The 18,323-nt window shown below is 46.9% G+C and carries 14 protein-coding genes; 6 read left to right on the top strand and 8 right to left on the bottom strand.

The window, feature by feature from the left end:
• Nucleotides 1-292 precede the first annotated feature (292 nt).
• From QUA71_RS03995 to petP, 5 genes are all read right to left on the bottom strand, one after another.
• Nucleotides 293-1,618: a hypothetical protein gene (locus tag QUA71_RS03995; RefSeq protein ID WP_333282428.1), complete on the bottom strand. Its 1,326-nt coding sequence runs from the start codon at nucleotides 1,616-1,618 to the stop codon at nucleotides 293-295.
• 282 nt (nucleotides 1,619-1,900) lie between these two features.
• Entirely contained in the window at nucleotides 1,901-2,320 is a 420-nt protein-coding gene (locus QUA71_RS03990) for a hypothetical protein (protein ID WP_333282425.1), read from the bottom strand.
• Between the two features lie 6 nt (nucleotides 2,321-2,326).
• Complete coding sequence (locus QUA71_RS03985) at nucleotides 2,327-5,578, bottom strand: tetratricopeptide repeat protein (RefSeq protein WP_333282422.1); 3,252 nt, start codon at nucleotides 5,576-5,578, stop codon at nucleotides 2,327-2,329.
• Nucleotides 5,579-5,913: 335 nt separating this feature from the next.
• Nucleotides 5,914-7,008, bottom strand: a complete 1,095-nt coding sequence (locus QUA71_RS03980; protein ID WP_333282419.1) for a Get3/ArsA fold putative tail anchor-mediating ATPase NosAFP — start codon at nucleotides 7,006-7,008, stop codon at nucleotides 5,914-5,916.
• A 185-nt stretch (nucleotides 7,009-7,193) separates the two neighbouring features.
• A complete protein-coding gene (gene petP / locus QUA71_RS03975) occupies nucleotides 7,194-7,394 on the bottom strand; it encodes a cytochrome b6f subunit PetP (RefSeq protein WP_190735912.1) in 201 nt (66 codons plus the stop codon).
• A 53-nt stretch (nucleotides 7,395-7,447) separates the two neighbouring features.
• Here petP and QUA71_RS03970 point away from each other — a divergent pair, with 53 nt between their 5' ends.
• From QUA71_RS03970 to QUA71_RS03960, 3 genes are all read left to right on the top strand, one after another.
• Nucleotides 7,448-7,642 (top strand): hypothetical protein, encoded by a 195-nt coding sequence (locus tag QUA71_RS03970; RefSeq protein WP_333282414.1) that lies wholly within the window; start codon nucleotides 7,448-7,450, stop codon nucleotides 7,640-7,642.
• A gap of 421 nt (nucleotides 7,643-8,063) precedes the next feature.
• Nucleotides 8,064-9,170, top strand: a complete 1,107-nt coding sequence (locus QUA71_RS03965; protein WP_333282411.1) for a FecR domain-containing protein — start codon at nucleotides 8,064-8,066, stop codon at nucleotides 9,168-9,170.
• Nucleotides 9,171-9,405: 235 nt separating this feature from the next.
• Nucleotides 9,406-11,220 (top strand): adenylate/guanylate cyclase domain-containing protein, encoded by a 1,815-nt coding sequence (locus QUA71_RS03960; protein ID WP_333282408.1) that lies wholly within the window; start codon nucleotides 9,406-9,408, stop codon nucleotides 11,218-11,220.
• A gap of 185 nt (nucleotides 11,221-11,405) precedes the next feature.
• Here the strand turns inward: QUA71_RS03960 and glsA are convergent, their stop codons facing one another.
• Complete coding sequence (gene glsA, locus QUA71_RS03955; protein ID WP_333282404.1) at nucleotides 11,406-12,332, bottom strand: glutaminase A; 927 nt, start codon at nucleotides 12,330-12,332, stop codon at nucleotides 11,406-11,408.
• A 461-nt stretch (nucleotides 12,333-12,793) separates the two neighbouring features.
• Here glsA and QUA71_RS03950 point away from each other — a divergent pair, with 461 nt between their 5' ends.
• Nucleotides 12,794-13,135 (top strand): hypothetical protein, encoded by a 342-nt coding sequence (locus QUA71_RS03950; RefSeq protein ID WP_333282401.1) that lies wholly within the window; start codon nucleotides 12,794-12,796, stop codon nucleotides 13,133-13,135.
• Here the strand turns inward: QUA71_RS03950 and QUA71_RS03945 are convergent.
• Together QUA71_RS03945 and pap are read right to left on the bottom strand one after the other, a co-directional pair.
• The gene (locus tag QUA71_RS03945) at nucleotides 13,132-14,124 is read right to left on the bottom strand and encodes a YdcF family protein (RefSeq protein WP_333282398.1); all 993 of its coding nucleotides are present in this window, start codon (nucleotides 14,122-14,124) and stop codon (nucleotides 13,132-13,134) included. The two genes, QUA71_RS03950 and QUA71_RS03945, sit on opposite strands and share 4 nt — an antisense overlap.
• A gap of 355 nt (nucleotides 14,125-14,479) precedes the next feature.
• Nucleotides 14,480-15,967, bottom strand: coding sequence for a polyphosphate:AMP phosphotransferase (gene pap, locus QUA71_RS03940; RefSeq protein ID WP_333282395.1), 1,488 nt, complete (start codon nucleotides 15,965-15,967; stop codon nucleotides 14,480-14,482).
• Between the two features lie 705 nt (nucleotides 15,968-16,672).
• Between pap and QUA71_RS03935 the strand changes: the two genes are divergently transcribed.
• Both QUA71_RS03935 and QUA71_RS03930 read left to right on the top strand, forming a co-directional pair.
• Nucleotides 16,673-17,632, top strand: coding sequence for a GNAT family N-acetyltransferase (locus QUA71_RS03935; RefSeq protein ID WP_333282392.1), 960 nt, complete (start codon nucleotides 16,673-16,675; stop codon nucleotides 17,630-17,632).
• A 453-nt stretch (nucleotides 17,633-18,085) separates the two neighbouring features.
• On the top strand, nucleotides 18,086-18,295 hold the full coding sequence (locus tag QUA71_RS03930; protein WP_445243746.1) for a DUF4915 domain-containing protein: 210 nt from the start codon (nucleotides 18,086-18,088) through the stop codon (nucleotides 18,293-18,295).
• Nucleotides 18,296-18,323 lie beyond the last annotated feature (28 nt).

Below are 18,323 nucleotides of genomic sequence, written 5' to 3'. Positions count from 1 at the left end.
TCGATGGTTGGGAAGTTAGGGATTAACTTTACCAGTAATCGTGAAACCTGTCTGGAGATTGTAGCAGATTTGACCATTGAATGTACATTTGGTTCGTAGGGGCGGGTTCACCAACAATATATAACGATGACCAACAATCTATATAAACCCGCCCCTACCCCGCGGTAAATCTGAATGTACATTTCGATTTACCGTGGGGAGAGGGCGGGTTTTCTAGATTGTTTATTTGAGGCGATTATGGTTGGTGGAACCCGCCCCTACGGGCATTATGTCAATTTTTAATCGCCGATGTCTAACGCCGAAAAATGCGCGAGCACACACCTATAATTGCCCATGTCAGGAGGCTAGCAGCTATCCCTGATAGAATGCTAAATCCCATAATCACCCTCAGTCCCGAACCCGGAGCAAAAATGGGCATGAGCGTATTTATGGCATAATTGATATTAGGGTTTGCTTCTATTTCCGTTTTGAAATTGGCAGCCGCAGAACCTACAGTACCAGCAGTAGACAGCCCGACTCCGACTATACCGACTATTGTCTGAAAAGTGCGATCACTCTCAGCCTTTCTAATTTCAACCGTACCTCTAATTGTATCAGTCAGACTCTGCAAAATTTCCAAACAAGGACGAAAATTGTCAATATCTTTTTTAATCTGCTTGGGATAGTGTTGTTTGGCGCGATCGCAAAAATCCTGCAAAAACTTCAAATCGTCCGTAGGTCTAGCCTTGGCTTTAATTTCTGCCAGCTTAGCCTCATACTTCTCAATATTAACCTCAATTGTACTGTATTGCAACTCCAAATAATTAAGGTCGATCGCAAACTGAGACAACTTCCCCATCGCATCCATCAGCTTCTGGAGATTCAGACGAGAAGTATTCCTCATCTCCACAATTTGGTTATAATTACTCACCAACCGTTCCTTTAGTTGTAGACTGTTTTCATAAGCCCAAATAATTTTATGGCGGTAACACAGCAAATCCAGCCAATTTATATCAAAATTACTGCATTCCCGAAAAGCAGCTTCATCGGGATACAAAATAACCAAAAGTTGCAAATTATCCTCAATCTTATCGCCCCAAAACTCAAATACTTTCCCACCCAAAAACTCACCACTACCTTGAGGAACACCATCCTTTGCAAACAAAGACTTGTAAACCTGTTTTGCAAGTTCTGTCGCTTCCAAATCAGTCCCAGATTCCACCCAACCCGAAAGCATCCAAGTTTTGCCAATATTTTCCAACTTTGGCGGTGAGGGAATTAAAGATTGCCAACTTTCAATCAGTTTAATAACTTTGTCGGGTTCGTACTTACCGTCAACGTAGCCATCAAACCAAAGTTGGTAATTATCCGTAACATTCCGACAGCGGTAGCGACCCTGGACTTGACGACTGTTGATATCTCCTGTAAAACGTAAATTGGCTTCTATTTTCTCCGATAGCGCCAGAAATTTTTGTTTTTTTTCGAGAGCAAAAGAAACATTCAGTTGTTGCTGAAGTTGTTCAACTAAATTATCTAAAAATTTGATGTAGATTTTGCGAGTTTCCGGTTCGCCGACACCCAACCCTTGTTTGAGAGTGTAGCTAAATAAATTCAGGGTAGGGTCAACTAATTTGAGCATAAAATATTTTGCTGATGGTTACTTCTGGGGAGGCAGAAACCGGGTTTTTTTCCAAATCTGGGTTGTCACCCTAAACCTCGTAAAAACCCGGTTTCTTAGATTTGGTTCGGGGCCAGAAACCGGGTTTTTCCCCAAATCTGGGCTTGTCATCTTAAACCTCGGAAAAAACCCGGTTTCTTAGATTTGGAAGCCAGAAACCGGGTTGTTTTCCAAATCTGGGCTTATTACCTTAAACCTCGGAAAAAACCCGGTTTCTTGAGTCTCAATGCACCACTAAACAAATCACAACTTCAACCGATAAACCCGTTCCACCAAATCAGTAGCCTTTCCCAACAACTTCTTAGCCACACTCTGCGGATTAGGATCACTCAAAAGAGGCGCTAGAAAATTCTCATAATCATCAGTCTGTTGCGACGGAATATCTGACTCACGCGAATGCTTATTCTTTTCCTCCGACTCATCAAGTTCCTGCAAGTCCTCATAAGCCTCATTAAAACACTCAGAAAAAGCAGCATCTTTTTGAGCGATATCAACAAGCAAAGCTGCTTTCTGTAAGTCGCCACTCACCAAAGCTGCACCAACCTCATTCACTTCAGCTATCAACTCAGGCGAAAGAGGTGCTTCAAATCTCGCGAGGGCGATTAAAAAAGCTTTCGGCGCAAAATGAGCGAATCCCGATAAAGTAACTTGTGTAGAAGTCATATTATTTTAGCCGTTGCCGGTGATAGTAAAAGCAGCCCAGTGGTAAGGGTGCTCGTAGGGTTTCTCATCTATTTTAGCTAATTTTTTTTGCAGCCGCGAGGCTTCCCTTTCAAAGAAAAAGATGTTGTCAAACTCAGCTTCTCTCAGCAAAGGCAACAACTCGCCCGCATACCACTCACCTAGCTTACCATTCGTGAGTTCTCTGAGCCAATCTTTTGCTTGTTGCAGGGCTTCCGGCGGCTGGATTCCCTGCTTCCATAACTGGTAGAAATAAATCATTAACAAAGCGCTAGAACGTTCGTCCACTCGCCACAGTGTACTGATAATATAATTAGTTTCCGGCAAAAAGCCGCTGGCTATGCCCACGAATTCATCGATTAACTCGCCTTTCTTGGTGATGCCGGTTTCGCAAGCGCTGAGGCAGACTAGGTAATAATTGACTAATTTTAACTGTAAAATGTCGGTCAACGTCAATTCTTCGTCTTTGGCTAACATTAAGGCGGAATTCTCTGATTTTTCGGTGTTGTGGTAGGCGTGACCTGTATAATGAAAGATGCCTCTATTGGCTTTTAGTGCTTCAATAATTGCGGTTTTGGTGGTTGCATTGGAGGCGCGGTGAGTATGGTTAATTTGTTTGATTGCGGCTGCTTCTATTTGGGTGAATTTTAAGGCGCTTTTGCCCTGGGAGTGCTCTACCATCAGCAGTGAAATTGGCGCAATTTCCGTGGGGTTTTGCTGTTGCTGTTGGATGGCAATTTGAGCGCTGGGGAGGCGGGTAATCCTGCGGATTTTGATTTGCCGAGTATCTGTAAAAGACTCTGCGAAAAAGGGAGGAAAAAACAGAGAATCTAGGGGCAGCAGGTGCAAGTCGCGGTGGGGAATTAAGATTAAGTGTTGGATATTGGTGAGGTGCGTACAAATTTCGGGAATTTTGAGGATGTCAGCGAGTTGTTGCAACTGCGCTGTCATTGACTCGCGCCAGGGATGGGATTCTTTGCTTTGCTGTTTGCTGGTAGTTTTGCCGTAATTTTGATAGTTGGTTTTCCAGTTTTTCAGCCAGTTTTCTAAACTGTGACTGTTGCGTTTTGCGAATATATCGGTGACTGGTGTGGAGATGACTTCAAACTTTTCTGCGGTAATGATAAAAGCAGTCAGGTAAACTGGGCTGAGATGCCAGTAAATTATCGCGGTTTCGGTGGTGTTTGTGAGTAAATCTCGGATTTGGGGGTAAGTCGGGCTGGCGGTGCGGTTTTGTGAAGTTGCGCGCATCCATTGCAGGCAAAAGTTTTTCCTGGCTTCGGCTTTTTCCAGGGCATTTACCTTGTTGCCAGACTCGACGAGGATATCGACTTCTAGTTGGTAAAGTCCGGCAAATTTGCGCTGGAGTCGCTGTTTGATTTCGGGGTGAGTTTCATTGTCTAAAAGTAAATTTTCTAAGACGGTAGTAGCTTCCTTAATGTACTCGCTGGTTTTGGGATCTCCCAAGCTGCGGCAGACGGTAATTAAACCTTGCATTACTTCTAAATAAGTTTCGGGAATTAGGGGCGATTTCGAGAATTCGCGGGCTTGTTCGTAGCTGGCTTTGGCTTTGTGGAAAGATTCAAAATAAGTGGCTGTTTGTTTGCCGTGTTCGTAGTGTGCCTTGCCTTTTTTCTGGTGCAATGTGCCGCAAGCTAGACGATAGTCGTGGTTGCTGAGCTGATATTTCTGTAAGCCTTCATCCCAGTTTTGAATAGCTTCAATGTAGCGCCCTGAGTTGATAAATGCCAAACCTCGATTTGCCCAAGCTTGCCAAAATTGATCGCCTGTAATTTCTAAGGCTTGATCGAAGGCTGCGATCGCCTCACTGTAGCGACCCAAAGCCTGTAGGGCATTGCCCAGCCCGTGCCAGGCAAAGTGGTATTTGGGGTCAATTTCTAAGGCTTGCTCGTAGGCTGTGATCGCCTCACCTCTGCGCCCCAAACCTCTTAGGGCATTGCCCAGCCCGTCCCAGGCACGGTGGTATTTGGGGTCAATTTCTAAGGCTTGCTCGTAGGCTGTGATCGCCTCACCTCTGCGCCCCAAATCATTTAGGGTATCGCCCAGCTCGTTCCAGGCAAGGTGGTATTGGGGAGCAATTTCTAAGGCTGTCTCGTAGGCTGCGATCGCCTCACTGTAGCGGTCCAAATCATTTAGGATAGCGCCCAACATTGTCCAGGCAATGTGGTCTTTGGGGTCAATTTCTAAGGCTTTCTCGTAGGCTGCGATCGCCTCACTGTAGCGACCCAAAGCCTGTAGGGCATTGGCCAGCCCGTGCCAGGCAATGTGGTATTTGGGGTCAGTTTCTAAGGCTTGCTCGTAGGCTGTGATCGCCTCACTGTAGCGGCCCAAATCATTTAGGGTATCGCCCAGCCCGTTCCAGGCAATGTGGTATTGGGGAGCAATTTCTAAGGCTTTCTCGTAGGCTGCGATCGCCTCACTGTAGCGGCCCAACTTCTTTAGGGCAAAGCCCAGCCCGAACCAGGCCAAGTGGAATTTGGGGTAAATTTCTAAGGCTGTCTCATAGGCTGCGATCGCCTCACTGTAGCGGCCCACATGATTTAGGATAGCGCCCAACATTGTCCAGGCCAAGTGGTAATTGGGGTCAATTTCTAAGGCTTTCTCGAAGGCTGCGATCGCCCTTCCTAAATCTCCTGCATAATCGCGATATTTTCCTTGATTAAATAACTCTTCTGTCTCTTGAATGACTTCTCTTTCTATAGATTCTGCTTGCGAATTGGCATCATATTCATTAGCATCCGATAAACTATCTGTAGGATGAACACTCGAACTATTCTTTTCCAACAATGGAGGGACAATATCTTCATCTATAACCAATGAATCATCGGTAGGAGTCGGAGTCAAACTCTCCCCAACCAACAATTGCCTACCAATATTCCCAGTAACCTCACTAATTCTCCCGCAATTCATCTCACCCAGCCGCACCATCCGCCCACCCAATTCTAAATGCGTTTCCGGGGATACCAGCAACCTTTCTCCAAATTCTTGCAGCCAGTTTTCCCACTCACCCTCATTGATTTTGCAGCCGATTAAAAAACCTTTAATTTCGCCCCGACTCCAGCCTTGTTCAACACCCTCTAACAGTGCCATGAATTTCTGTTCGTATTCCCCAAAAGAGCGAATCGGAGTTGGCTTGGGCGGTGGGGGTGATCGTTTGCGGAAATGTCGCTGAATTTGCCGCCACAGGTTGAGGATACGTTGCCAAATTTGTCGGATCATTGGCTGGGTGGGTGAGATGTTGCTGGAGATTGTAGCAGATTTTGGGGTTGAATGTACGCTGCGGTAGGGGCGGGTTTTACGAATAATATATAACGATGACCCACAATCTATAAAAACCCGCCCCCACCCACGGTAAATCGGAATGTACATTTCGATTGTTTGTTGGGTTGGGCGGGTTTTTGAGATTGTTTTTTTCAGGCGATTATGGTTTGTGAAACCCGCCCTTACGATCGCACAAATTATACGATCGCGAATCAACGAGACATGATATTAGAGAACTCGATAATTCATCAGTGTATCCGTGTCAAAATCCGTGTCGTGCCTTCTTCCTTACCCTAAAAAGAAATAATCAAGTAACCATTCAGGAACTTAGCACCAGTAACAGACTTCCCAGTCAGCGCTGGAGGCAGCAAAATATTGCGCCGCTGATCGCCCGCTTCTATCGTCACTTCCGGCCCGGATTGAATCAATTTAATTTCTTTCTTGTCAAACCCAGGCAAAAACAAACTAACTTGACGCTGTGCAATGTTTATGTTAATGGGTTTAGGAGCTTTTGCCGCCTCAGAAAAATCTGGCAAAGCATCAATTAGCGGCTGCCAGTTATTGTCACTGTGGGACGGAACCGAAACAGCCGTCAAAGGCTCAAAATCGGCAGTAATAGCTTCTGTAACCGATGCTTGATTAACAATGACACCGCCCACAGTCAAACCAACTTGTTGAGAACTTCCCCAAAGATAGCGGGCAGTTGCGATCGCGCTTGCATCCCCAGTCGTCACCAAAAAAGCCGCCGTGCGGTTCGGATCTGCCAGCGCTGCCTTACCCTTATCCAAAAGATTATCGACTTGCTTAGTCGATTGAAAAGCATTGTCTCCCGACAAATCTACCGTCAACACGGTACTCACAACCGGTTGAATAAAAGGTGAAAGCGCTTTCCCCAAATCCGAATCTACCAAAACTTGACGGAACCTGCGGATGTACCAACTCAGAATTTCCGGCATTCCCAGCATCCGCAGCGTATCCATGCCGCCATTGCCGTCATAAACAATTACATCGTATTGTTTGCTGTCCTCGTATTCCCGAAGTTCGTTCAACGCCAGCGCGCTGTCCATTCCCGGTAAAACCCCTAATTCTTGACCGTAAATCTGCTTGAAAAACGGAGTGCGGACATATTGAGCTTCTAGTTGTTTAACTTCGTCCCACCTGCGTTCTAGCAGCGGCGCGCTTTGCACCTGAACTGCTTTGAGGTTGGGGGCGATTTCTTGGGGGCTGAGAGTCAGGGGAGCCCCTAGCAGAATACCCAATGCAGGGCCCGGATCTTGGCCGAGCAGCAGAACTCGCTTGCCTTGAGCGGCATATTTTTTAGCTGTTGCGATCGCGATCGTACTGCGGCCAGTGCCGCCTTTGCCCAAAAATGTCAAAATCAAAGCCATTTTCTGTTCTCACTGCCAAAGCTTACTCTTTAACATTTAAGCGCAACCTTCAGCCAGAGTGGGGGAGGGGGGAGAGTGGAGGAAGAGGAGAGTCGGTGAGTGGGAGAGTGGGAGAGGGGAAGAATGGGGAAAATTTTTCCTCTTCCTTCTTCCTTCTTCCTTCTTCCTTCTTCCTTCTACATCTGTTAAACGGGTTCTAGCTCATCTTCAAAGAACCAAGTCGAAAAACCGTCAAACTTGACAACCACGCCTACTCCGCTACCGTCAACCATTCTGAATCCGTCAACAGTGCCTACTGGATTCTCTTTTATCCTGCCCACCATATTTGGAGGTATCCGATCTCTGAGACGGCGCACCTTAACTCTCTGACCTACTTCTATTGCCACGGAAATTGTTCTCCTGCTCTATATAACCTATATACAACCGTTTATTTTACAGTTTGGCGTCTACTTCGGAACAGCAACACCAGCAGGCGATCGCACCCTATGATTTTCCATCGAAATTTCGACCAACTTTCCCTAAAAAACGCTATTCTAGTCAGAGTTGGTCGATCGTCTACCCGGATTCGCTTGGGTTTGCTTCATCAGGTTCCACATGGGCAAGTTCCACTGCCAGAGCCGGGCGCACCACTTAGATAATTATTTTTTATCGCTTCGCAAAAAGAATCTTTTTATTAATTGCCACAACTACAGGATTTCTCCCCTGTTAGTCCTCCTTCCGGCCGAAGCCAAAAGGCCTTCAGAAGGTGTAATTAATTTTATGTTTGCTATATATAACTCGGCGCTCTCTAAGGTTGAGAGCGGCGAAATTACTGCTGCAAAGCACTTTGAGTCTGGTTGGCAAAATTTTCCGAAGGTCATATTTTAGTAAATTGCCCTGTTGTAACAGTTTAGTAAAATATGACAATAAAAAGAAGATTTAATGCTAAAATTTAATGTTGAGAAAGTGGATTTGGGGTGCGGTCTTACGGCATAAAAAGTGGAACGATTGCCGGATTTAGGGAGTCTAATAGAGGAAATGAAGTCAAGGAACTTCAACATCACAAAATTGAAATAATGAATAAAATTTTTACGTGCTGGCGATCGACCAAAATTCCGCTCCTAAGTTTGTCGTTAGCTGTGTTCGCCTGTCTGCCGCTTGGTCGTGGGACGATCGCCAGTCCGCTCTCTCCATCCCCCAAACAGCCGTCGAACCCTACTAAAATTGTCTCGGTAGATCGACCGCCAGCATTGCTAACAGGCTCAAAATCTCCAACAAATCCGGCAACTGTGGCGGCGAATTCATCCCCAGCAGAGACGATAAACGCTCAGGGAACAGCGGTCGGACGATCGCTCGAAATACAAGAAATTCGCGGTAAAGTAAGCTTTAAAGGGCGACCAGCAGTCGTGGGCGATCGGCTTCTCGCCCCCGGAGACGAAATCATCACCGGCCCCGATTCCACAGCCCGTTTAGCCATCGACAACAACGCCGGCATCGTGGAAGTTGCCGAAAAAACCGCAGTCAGAATATCCAATTTGTCAAGCAGTGCAGGCGGGGAAAAAGACACAGCCATTTTTGTCAGCAGGGGGCGAGTCAGGTTGTCGATCGGCAAAACTGCTGCGACAACTCCCGCAGCCAACACCTCAACAATTATCCCCCCAAACCAAATAGCCTCCCTCAATAGCCTCAGCGGACTTGGCAAATCCAGTCAAATTGCCCAACAAAAAAGGTCTGCCAAAACCGCCCCAGTCAGGGTTGAAACCCCAGAAGGCGTTGCCGGAGTCCGCGGCACCTCCTTTGGCGTCAGCGTCGGTGGGGGCAAAACCGCAGTCGAAACTATTGAAGGTGCAGTCGTAGTATCCGGCAGCGCCGACTCAGAAGTAGTTGTCAACGGCGGCAACGCCACGACAATTTTCCCTCAAACCTCGCCCGTGGCGCCCTCAGCGAGCCCTCGCCTAGCTCAACTCAAAGTCCGCAGGTTGTTGAGATTCAGCGGCAATATCTATCGCCTCAGCGGTCAAATTAACCCGATCGACACACTTTATGTCAACAACGAAGAGATTAAGAGCGATCGAAATGGCAACTTCAAAATCCAAGGAATTTTACCTCCAAGCCGCCGCCTCCAAATCGTAGTGCGAGGGCCGTCAGTCACAGAACGGCATTACAGCCTCGTCGTTCCCTAAACAACCTATCTAAGAGTAAAGTGCGCGGGCAGTCTCTGAAGACGTGAGTTAGAGCCTAAGTCGTATCTGGGTGGATTATTTTGTGTAGGTGCGAAGCATTTCGCGGTGAATCTCGGTAGTCAAAATAAATAAATTTTGCGCCAACCCTTCGCCCTTACGGTATTGTAAAACTTCATGACTCGCACTCCTGTCGAAAGTCGGACTCGAATGTCAATTATTTCGTCAAATTAATTGCATGAAGTTCAAACAATGGATGGATCATCTCAAACACAATCAACTGATCGGCCTGCGGCAATATATAATTTCAAATCCTCCCTGGATGACAGGCACCCTAGCAGGGCTAATGTCTGTAGCCATGCTGCAAGTGGGAATGTGGAAACCCCTTGAATATTTGGGATACAAAACGCTATTTCAAATTCGAGAATCGGGTATATTACCAAATCCCGGATGGGATAAGAGAATTGCAGTAATTGCGATCGAACCGCATTCCTTGCAAGAATACGGTCAATTTCCTTGGCCCCGCAACCGCTATGCCGAACTGCTAGAATCACTGAAAAAATCCCCCCCCACAGCAGTTGGTTTTGACATTCTTTTCCTCGATCCAAGTCCGAAAGATGATATTTTAGCCGCGGCAATTGCCGCCAACGGCAAAGTTGTACTCCCTAGAACCCCCAAAGAAGAACCCGTAGCATCTTTAAAAGCAGTCGCCGCAGGTGTCGGCCACATCAGCCAAGAAGCCGATAGCGACGGTATTACCCGCGAGTCAAAAATCTTTCTGAACGGGATTCCTAATTTCGGTTTAGCATTGACTCACAGGTACAATGCTGCTAATCCCCAAGATCCAGTATTGCTCCCAAAGTCAAAAAATAAGCAGGAAAAAAAAGTCTGGGTTAACTGGCCGGGGAAAACAGAAAATCTATCTACCTATGCTTTTGTTGATGTCGTAGAAGGTAGAATTCCCGCAGATGCTCTGACCAATAAGTTAGTTTTAGTGGGCATAGTTGCTACCGGTTTCGACCCGATATCTTCACCTCTCAACAAGACTACGGGTGGGGTTTATTTATATGCAGCGTTGGTTGACAATTTGCTCAATCAACGCTTGCTGCAGCGGCTGCCGGTACTCGTAGAAATTTTGTTATTGTTGGGGATTGGTTCGCTTACCGCTTTGGTTCTGGGCCACCGAGGTGTTAAGGAGAGAATTGCGATCGCTCTCGGTTTGCCTCTAATTTGGATTGGAGCTGCTGCTTTGTTATTTGGCTTCTTTTTTTGGTGGGTTCCGATTGCCGCACCTATCGGCACCCTCATTTTATCTAGCACTGCTTTGCAACTGCGGGAACAGTACGAAAAGCAGCAGTTGATGAGGTTATTTGAAAAGCACGTCGCTCCGGAGACAGCTCAGCTTATTTGGGAACGCAAAGCTGAGATATTTGAACAAGGAGAACTCGAACCTCAAGAACTTACAGCAACGGTGCTGTTTATGGATATTCGTAGTTTTACTTCGATTTCAGAAAAAATGCCGCCGCGGGATTTGCTCACCTGGCTGAACAATTATTTGGAAGCGATGACCAACTGTATTATGGATCACGGCGGGGTTGTAGATAAATACATCGGTGATGCAATTATGGCAGTTTTTGGGGTGCCTTTTTGCCATACCGAATATCGACAAATCCAACAAGATGCTTTGAATGCAGTTGCGGCTTGCATTGCGATGCACGAACGGCTGCACCAACTTAACCAGCAGCTTAGAATTGAACGCAAACCTTTAATTAAATTTGGCATCGGTTTGCATACCGGACAGTTAGTTGCTGGTAGCGTGGGCGGTTCCCGGCGTTTGAATTATTCTGTGATCGGCGATGCTGTCAACGTTGCTGCTAGATTGGAGGCGATGAATAAGGAAATTGTTTCTGACAGTCCTTTTAATTTGTTGGTGACGGGGAGGACTTTTGCTTACGTGCGCGATCGCTACGAAGGTCAAAAAGTAGGGTCGATTCAATTGCGCGGCAAAAAAGAACAGACGGTGGTTTATGCTATTTTGGGTGAAAAGCATTAGTTATTGGGCATTGGGCATTGGGCATTGGGCATTGGGCATTGGGCATTGGTTCAGGACTTACGTATTAAAACCAAAGAAACCGGGTTTTTGGCAGTTTATGCCAGCACATTCACGAAATATTCTCGCAAAAAACCCCGGTGGTTGAGCGAAGTCGAAACCCTGACCACCCGTGCGTAATTCCTAATCTAATCAAACACGCTCAGCCGCAAAGTTTTAGCTATTTGTTCTAACAGAAATAAGCCACCGACAGAGTTTCCCTCTTTATCTAGGGGCGGACTGTAAAAGCCGATCGCACCTTGACCCGGAATTACCGAAAGCATTGCCCCGCTAACTCCCGACTTAGCAGGCAGCCCCACCCGCAGCGCAAAGCGGGCGGATGCTTCATACAAACCGCAAGTTGCCATTAGTGCTTTGACAGTGCGGCAGTTTTCCCCGATTTGTCGATCGCCACTATTTACCAAAACCATCCCCAGCTTAGCTAAATCCTCCACAGTTCCCGACAAACAGCAGAGGCGATTGTAAGTTTCTAAAGCAATTTTCGAGTTTTGAATATAACCCGATTCTACCATTTTCAAGGCGAGATTCCTATTATTTTCATTCGGCCTTGAATTCACTGAATCGAGCATTAACTCGTCAACAAATAACTGACTGTTTGCCTGTTGATTCAGCCAATCGAGCAAGTTTTGACAGCGCGCCACAGCATTTTGACCGGGAATCAAAGACGCTAGGGCGATCGCCCCGCTATTAATCATGGGGTTTCTCGGCTTCCCTTGGTCGATTTCGAGTTGAGTTAAGGAATTGAAAGGCAGCTCCGAAGGCTCGCAGCCAACGCAGTCAAATACCGTTTTTTCGCCCAATTCGCACAGCAAATAAAGCAGCACAAAGGGCTTGACTGCGCTCATCAGCGAGAATGTTTGAGCAATGCTACCCCAGCTCAAAAATTGACCGTCAATTGCCCGAATTTGCACGGCAAACCATTGTCGGTCGGCTCGCGCCAGGAGGGGTATGTACGCGGCGATTTGACCGGATTTACTGCGATTAATTGCCTCTTTTGCCCAAGCTTCCAGTTGTTCGGGTTGCAAGCCAGATAGTTTGCTGGTGGGTATTTTCACTCTGGATTATTTAGATCATTTGAGATTTTAGATTGGCATTCCTGGCGCGATATTGTGCCATAAACCCAGTTTATTAACAGAATTGCGTCACTTGGGAACGCTGCGGCAAGAAACTGGGTTTCTTCGGGGAGCTCAACCAAGCTCGAACTTCAGGCTATTGACGTTTCGGCCCGCCGGGAGCCAATAAAGTTATTGACAAATTTTTCATAAAAAACCTGTAATTTGCATAAAACTCTCCCCTTCACCCAGATAGATAAGTAGCAGCTTCAAGGCAACGCTGCTAGCCAAAACAAACAAGCACTAGCTTGAAATGCCTTCAGATTCTTATGTTTAAGCCCCAGCAAGGGGCGGCGTGCATATTTAACTTAATTCTTTCAGAGTTCGCCAAATCCTGTCCGGAAAACCCCCGAACCTCTGAGAATGTACTATCCAACCGAATCTACAAAAACCAGGATAAAAAAATGGCAGAAGCTAAAGCAGAAGCACCAAAGCCCGCTCCAATGACTTTTAAGGGTGTATGCAGCGACGGAGTTCTCAAAGGCAAAGAAATTGAAGGCAAACTAGATATCAAAGTCAACGTCGAATCTGTCAAAACCCCAGAACAACCGAAAAAAGCAGCCCCTGCGTCGGAGACAGCTTTCTTTTGGGCGCTGTTTTTATTAATGGCAAGCATGGTCGTCGGCAACCCCGCCGAAATGAGAAAAAACAGCTCCCCACAAAGGTCTCATTCTCATCAGATGTTAAACCAATCTGGGGAGCAGTCGCTGTTGCCTAAGAAAAACACCAGCAACTTGCCACTTTAGGCCCTGGGAGCCTGCCAGCCGCGCAAATAGTAATAGAAAGACCCGAAATATTCATCGAATACTCGCGTCGTAGTTACCAAAGCTTCTGCACTAGGCAAAAAATCTCCCGCGTCTAAGCGCAGTCTCGAACTCCCTCCTGAGGTGGGTTGAAAAGTGTAGAAGTCGGTAGCTCTAGGAATCACCTGGATTCCCATATTTGCAAAAGCGAGGCTAGCACGCCGCATCTGAATCGCAGATGTTACCAGGATGACTTTGCGCGCGGCGCCACGGCTGTCGAGTATCTTTCTCACTTCTTCAGCGCTGGTGCGTATGTTGCTGCCGTTATCGTCTAGAACAATACTGCTGCGCGGCACGCCCATGTTGTTTGCCAGCAAAGTCTCGATATCCTTAGCTTCGCCAACATAACCCTCCAACTCGCGTCTCGGGCCAGCGGTAACGATGACCATAGGTGCGAGTTGTTTTCTGTACAAAACGGCAGCATAGGGCAGGCGATTGCCTGTATCTGTCAGTTGAATCGCTACTCGGTTGGGGATGTGAGGCTGAGTGGTTCCTTTGCCCAGCAGGACGATCGCCGCTGCGGTTTCGTCGCAGCAAACTGTGCGGACGGCTGCGGCGGCGTCCCGTTCTGCTTGCTCGGCGAACCAGTAAGCGACAACTGGCATACTCGAAAGGATCAAAACTAGCAGGGCTGCCAAGATCATTCTCGGCGCCGGGTTGCGGATGCCCCCGTTCGTGATCAGCGCGGATGCAATCACCAGCAGCGTGATTGAAAAACCCAGCGGCTTAAAGAAGAAGGCTATTAAGCCGAAAATCGCTGCTCCGACCGGGGTGTCTGGCGCAAAAAAAGCTAGGATCAAAAGGCTGATCAGCAGCAAAACGCGCAGCCGATCTAATAATGGATTGTCTTTGCCTCCTGATTGATCCCACCACGATTTGAGCAGTGAGAACAGGAGGAATAGAAATAGAATGCGAGCTAACAGTTCTGGCATCTTGCAATATTCTGTGTCTTCATAAATTAGTACAGAAGTTTTGGAAACGAGCGCGAATTTAGCTGCGGGAGGAAATACGAGAATCGGTGAGTTTTTAACTTTCGCCAATAACGCAGCCCGATCGCATTTATCCTAATGCTCGCTTCCGGTCAGCTATCAACTATTGGCTGCAGGGTGAAGCCCGCTACTTCCAGTCACAGATTGCTGACAGTTAATTGGTAATTGATAACTGGTAATGGTTGATTGATAATTGGTAATGAATCGAGCACGCCGCAGGTGAAATTGGCAATTCAACTCTGCTTTCTGCTGCCTGCTTTTTGTCCCCATTACCTGTTACCCATTCACCAATCCCAATTTATCGGCGCTTCAGTTGATTCCGAATTGCCTGCGTTACCGTTTGAATTACTTTAACACGAGCATAATACTTGTTATCGGCCGCAATTAGCGTCCAGGGAGCAAGCGGCGTGCTGGTGCGGTGAATCATTTGATTCACCGCCACTTCATAATAATTCCACTTTTCCCGATTTCGCCAATCTTCCTCGGTGAGTTTGTATTGTTTAAAGGGATTGTTTTGCCGCTCTGTAAACCGCTTTAGTTGCTCGTCAGGACTGATGTGCAGCCAGAATTTAACTAAGACACAACCGAAACTGGTGAGTTGCTCCTCAAATTCGTTGATTTCCTGATAAGCTCGGCGCCATTCGGGTTCGGTGGCAAATCCTTCGACTCGCTCGACCAGCACTCTACCATACCAACTGCGATCGCAAATGCTGATTTTACCAGCCGTTGGCAGCCGTCGCCAGAACCGCCAGAGGTAGTGATGTGCTTTTTCTTCGTCTGTCGGAGCCGCAAAGGCATTAACGGTGTAACTGCGGGGGTCTAATACGTCCGTCAAGCGTTTGATTGCTCCTCCTTTACCGGCGGCGTCCCAACCTTCAAACAGCACTAATACGGGGATTTCCTCTTCGTAGATGCTTTGTTGCAGTTTGCCAAAACGGGTTTGTTGTTCGCGAAGTTGCTGTTTGTATTCGTCGGGCGACAGCGATTGAGTTAAATCTACTTGGGCCAGCAAGTCGGGTTCGCTGGGTTGCAAGCTTTCTTGAGGTGGCAATTTTACGGGTGCAGATTGCATCGGCAGTCTGTCTAAGGCTTCTGTAATTGTCGCTGCCATTTGCGTTAAAACTTTGACTCTGGCCCACCGCTGACAATCGCCTTCTACTAGCGTCCAAGGTACCGGGCCCGTGCCGGTTTGGGCTACCATTTCTTCGGCAAAAGTTGTGTATTCTTCGTATTTTTTGGCTTGTTTCCAATCTTCGGGCCGCACTCGCCAAGCTTGTAAGGTGTCGTCTTCTAGTTTTTTGAGGCGGTGCTTGAGCTCTTTTTTGCTGAGGTGAATCCAAAATTTGGCAATTGCTGCGCCGTCATCTACCATCTGCCGCTCGAAGGCGTTGATTTGCCGGATGGCTGTCGGTACTTCTGCCTCGGAGACTCGATCGAACAATCGGTCTTCTAAAACATGAGTGTACCAACTGTGGTAGAAAAAACCAATTTTGCCGCGGGCGGGGAGTTTCTGCCAAAACCGCCATAGGAAAGGATAGCCCATTTCTGCATCTGACGGCGGCCAAATTGGGTGGACGGCAAACCCCCGCGGGTCCATATACCCCACCATTTTTTTGACTAAAGCACCCTTGCCGGCGGCGGCCCAACCTTCGAGGACGATAATTGCGGGCAATTTTTTTTCCCTGCAGGCCAGTTGGAGCGATCGCAACTGTTGCATTAAAACTTCTATCTTGGCATCGTAGGTTTCTTTATCTAGGGAAATGTTTAAATCCAGGTTGTCAAGCATATTTACCTTCTACCAATCCGCAATCTAGTTTAATGTTAGTTTAACGTTTGGATAAATCCCACCTAAAATTCGGTAAAAAACTGATAAAAACTACTGTTACGGTCGGTTAAAACTGCGATGCTTCTGCCCTCGAAAACCTGCTCCAGTCCATACTAACAAAACTCTCCTCACCTCAAACTTGCAAAAAAAAACAGCTCAGGTTATAGTTGAGATAGGGAACTTTTAAATAAGTTCAAATTCTCCCCTCACCCGATCGGGCGAGTTAACAGGAGGAGCAAGAAATCCCTGAAAAAGGATTTATTGTAAAAGAGAGCAAAAGTAAAAATCAACTACCCAGTGGGGGTGACAACTTCTTTACTTAGCTGTAGAAACTTTATTCAAACAAGAGTTACTTAGGCACCAAGCTTGGTAACGAAAGAGAGCGCGACTCATCGACACCCAGCGATAAACTCACCTACAAAATTAGCCCCAAAGGGCAAAACAATTTTTATGATTGCCTAATTAGATAAAACCTGAAAGCCTGGGTGATATAAACAGGTTTCTGAGTTTTATCGACACCACAATAAATCTGCATTACATCCGCGTTTATCCGCGTTCATCTGCGGTTAATCATCAAAAACTCGGAGTTTTGCAAGAAATTCACTGTACTTGTTTGCCAATACCACTTAAGAGGAACAGTCCGAAACTACGGATTGCAAGTTTTCTATGAATATCTTAACAACACGCTCCTACAAGGGCGAAACTGACTGGTGCGCGATCGCAAATTTGATCGATGCTTGCGAAGCCGTAGATAGACTCGGCGAAGAAGTCTCAGCAACTGAACTTAAGCTAATACTTGATGCCCCCAAACTCGACAAAGCCCGCGACGTGCAATTGTGGGAAGATGGTAATTACAAACTAATCGGTTTAGCACTGCTAGATATGCCCGATTCGCCAGAGGAAATCGACGCTTGTCTCTGGTTTTACGTGCATCCAAACGTGCGCGGCGCAGGTTTGGAAAAAGATATCATTAAATGGGGCGAAAAGCGGCTGGGCGAAGTCGCGAAAGAACGGAATTTGCCTGCAAAATTGCGTACATACAGCCGCGAGGACCAAACCGATGAGATGCGGCTGTTAGAAAAACAGGGCTTTGAGGTCGATCGCTATTTTTGGACAATGGCCCGATCCCTCGCCGAACCGATTCCCGCGCCGGAATTCCCCGCAGATTTTGCACTGACACACGTATCGGGAGAACAAGACATCCAACCCTGGGTAGAGATGTTCAACCAGTCATTTATCGATCACTGGAATCACCACGATTTAACTGCGGAAACCGTGCGTTATTGGATGCAAGATCCGAATTATCAGCCGGAATTAGACTTGATTGCTGTTTCGGGCGATCGTAAATTTGCAGCTTTCTGCGACTGTCAAATCAAACCCCAAAAAAACGCCCGCAGCGCCACAAAAGACGGCTGGATTGAATTGTTGGGTACGCGGCGCGATTTTCGGAAAATGGGTTTAGGAAAAGCGATGCTATTAGCTGGTTTGCATAAGTTGAAAGCAGCGGGTGCAAACACAGCTAAACTCAGCGTCGATGCTGACAGTTTGACAGGGGCGACAAAGCTTTACAAATCAGTGGGTTTCCGCCCGATGGAAACTTGGATCGAGTGGGTTAAGACTGTGTAGAAAAAGGTTGGCAGTGAAGGCTAGATCCCCGACTTCTTAAAGAAGTCGGAGATCTAACATGGTTGTGTATAGTTTTTGATGCTGTAGGGGCGGGTTTTACCAACAATATTTGCTTAAAACCCATAATCTCGTAAACCCGCCCCCACCCAACGGTAAATCACAATCTACCTCTTTCAAGATACAAGGAGCGGGTTTTAGCAAAAATATTTGAAGCTAGGCAAGGGAGAAATAAACCCGCCCCGTCTTTCGTTTCTTTCCTAAATCCGCCGGAAATTAGCCGATGTAATCGAATTGGCACTCACTCCAATCATCACACCTAACTCCTCTCCTGTCAAGACATTTTTGATGAGAGTTCCCTGAGTATTTTGAGTTATTTCCAACTGACCAAAACTCAAACCTCCGCTTAGTGCGATCGAATCTTGACCTACGGTAAAATCAGCTAGCGGTTTAGAATTGGATGAGTTATTGGTAGCAAAGGATGCTGAGGCTCGCTGTGGTATGATGGCGATAGATTTGACTACTGGGGCGATCGTTCACTGGTTGCGCTTTGAAGGAATTGTCACGGAACTGTATGATGTGCAGGTGATTCCGGGAGTGCAAAAGCCGATGGCGTTGGGTTTTCAGACTGAAGAAATTGCTCAGTTAATTACTTTGGAACTTTAACCGCAGATGGTGGCGGATGTACGCGGAG

It is taken from the genome of Microcoleus sp. MON1_C5, assembly GCF_036701875.1.
In the GTDB taxonomy this organism is placed as follows: domain Bacteria; phylum Cyanobacteriota; class Cyanobacteriia; order Cyanobacteriales; family Microcoleaceae; genus Microcoleus.
The sequence above is the reverse complement of the archived record's forward strand: the minus strand, read 5'-3'. Positions and strand labels throughout refer to the sequence as shown.

Coding starts and splice junctions, on each gene's coding strand:
- QUA71_RS03995 (WP_333282428.1), bottom strand. CDS start 1,618: ATGCTCAAATTAGTTGACCCTACCCTGAATTTATTTAGCTACACTCTC.
- QUA71_RS03990 (WP_333282425.1), bottom strand. CDS start 2,320: ATGACTTCTACACAAGTTACTTTATCGGGATTCGCTCATTTTGCGCCG.
- QUA71_RS03985 (WP_333282422.1), bottom strand. CDS start 5,578: ATGATCCGACAAATTTGGCAACGTATCCTCAACCTGTGGCGGCAAATT.
- QUA71_RS03980 (WP_333282419.1), bottom strand. CDS start 7,008: ATGGCTTTGATTTTGACATTTTTGGGCAAAGGCGGCACTGGCCGCAGT.
- QUA71_RS03965 (WP_333282411.1), top strand. CDS start 8,064: ATGAATAAAATTTTTACGTGCTGGCGATCGACCAAAATTCCGCTCCTA.
- QUA71_RS03960 (WP_333282408.1), top strand. CDS start 9,406: ATGAAGTTCAAACAATGGATGGATCATCTCAAACACAATCAACTGATC.
- QUA71_RS03950 (WP_333282401.1), top strand. CDS start 12,794: ATGGCAGAAGCTAAAGCAGAAGCACCAAAGCCCGCTCCAATGACTTTT.
- QUA71_RS03945 (WP_333282398.1), bottom strand. CDS start 14,124: ATGCCAGAACTGTTAGCTCGCATTCTATTTCTATTCCTCCTGTTCTCA.
- pap (WP_333282395.1), bottom strand. CDS start 15,967: ATGCTTGACAACCTGGATTTAAACATTTCCCTAGATAAAGAAACCTAC.
- QUA71_RS03935 (WP_333282392.1), top strand. CDS start 16,673: ATGAATATCTTAACAACACGCTCCTACAAGGGCGAAACTGACTGGTGC.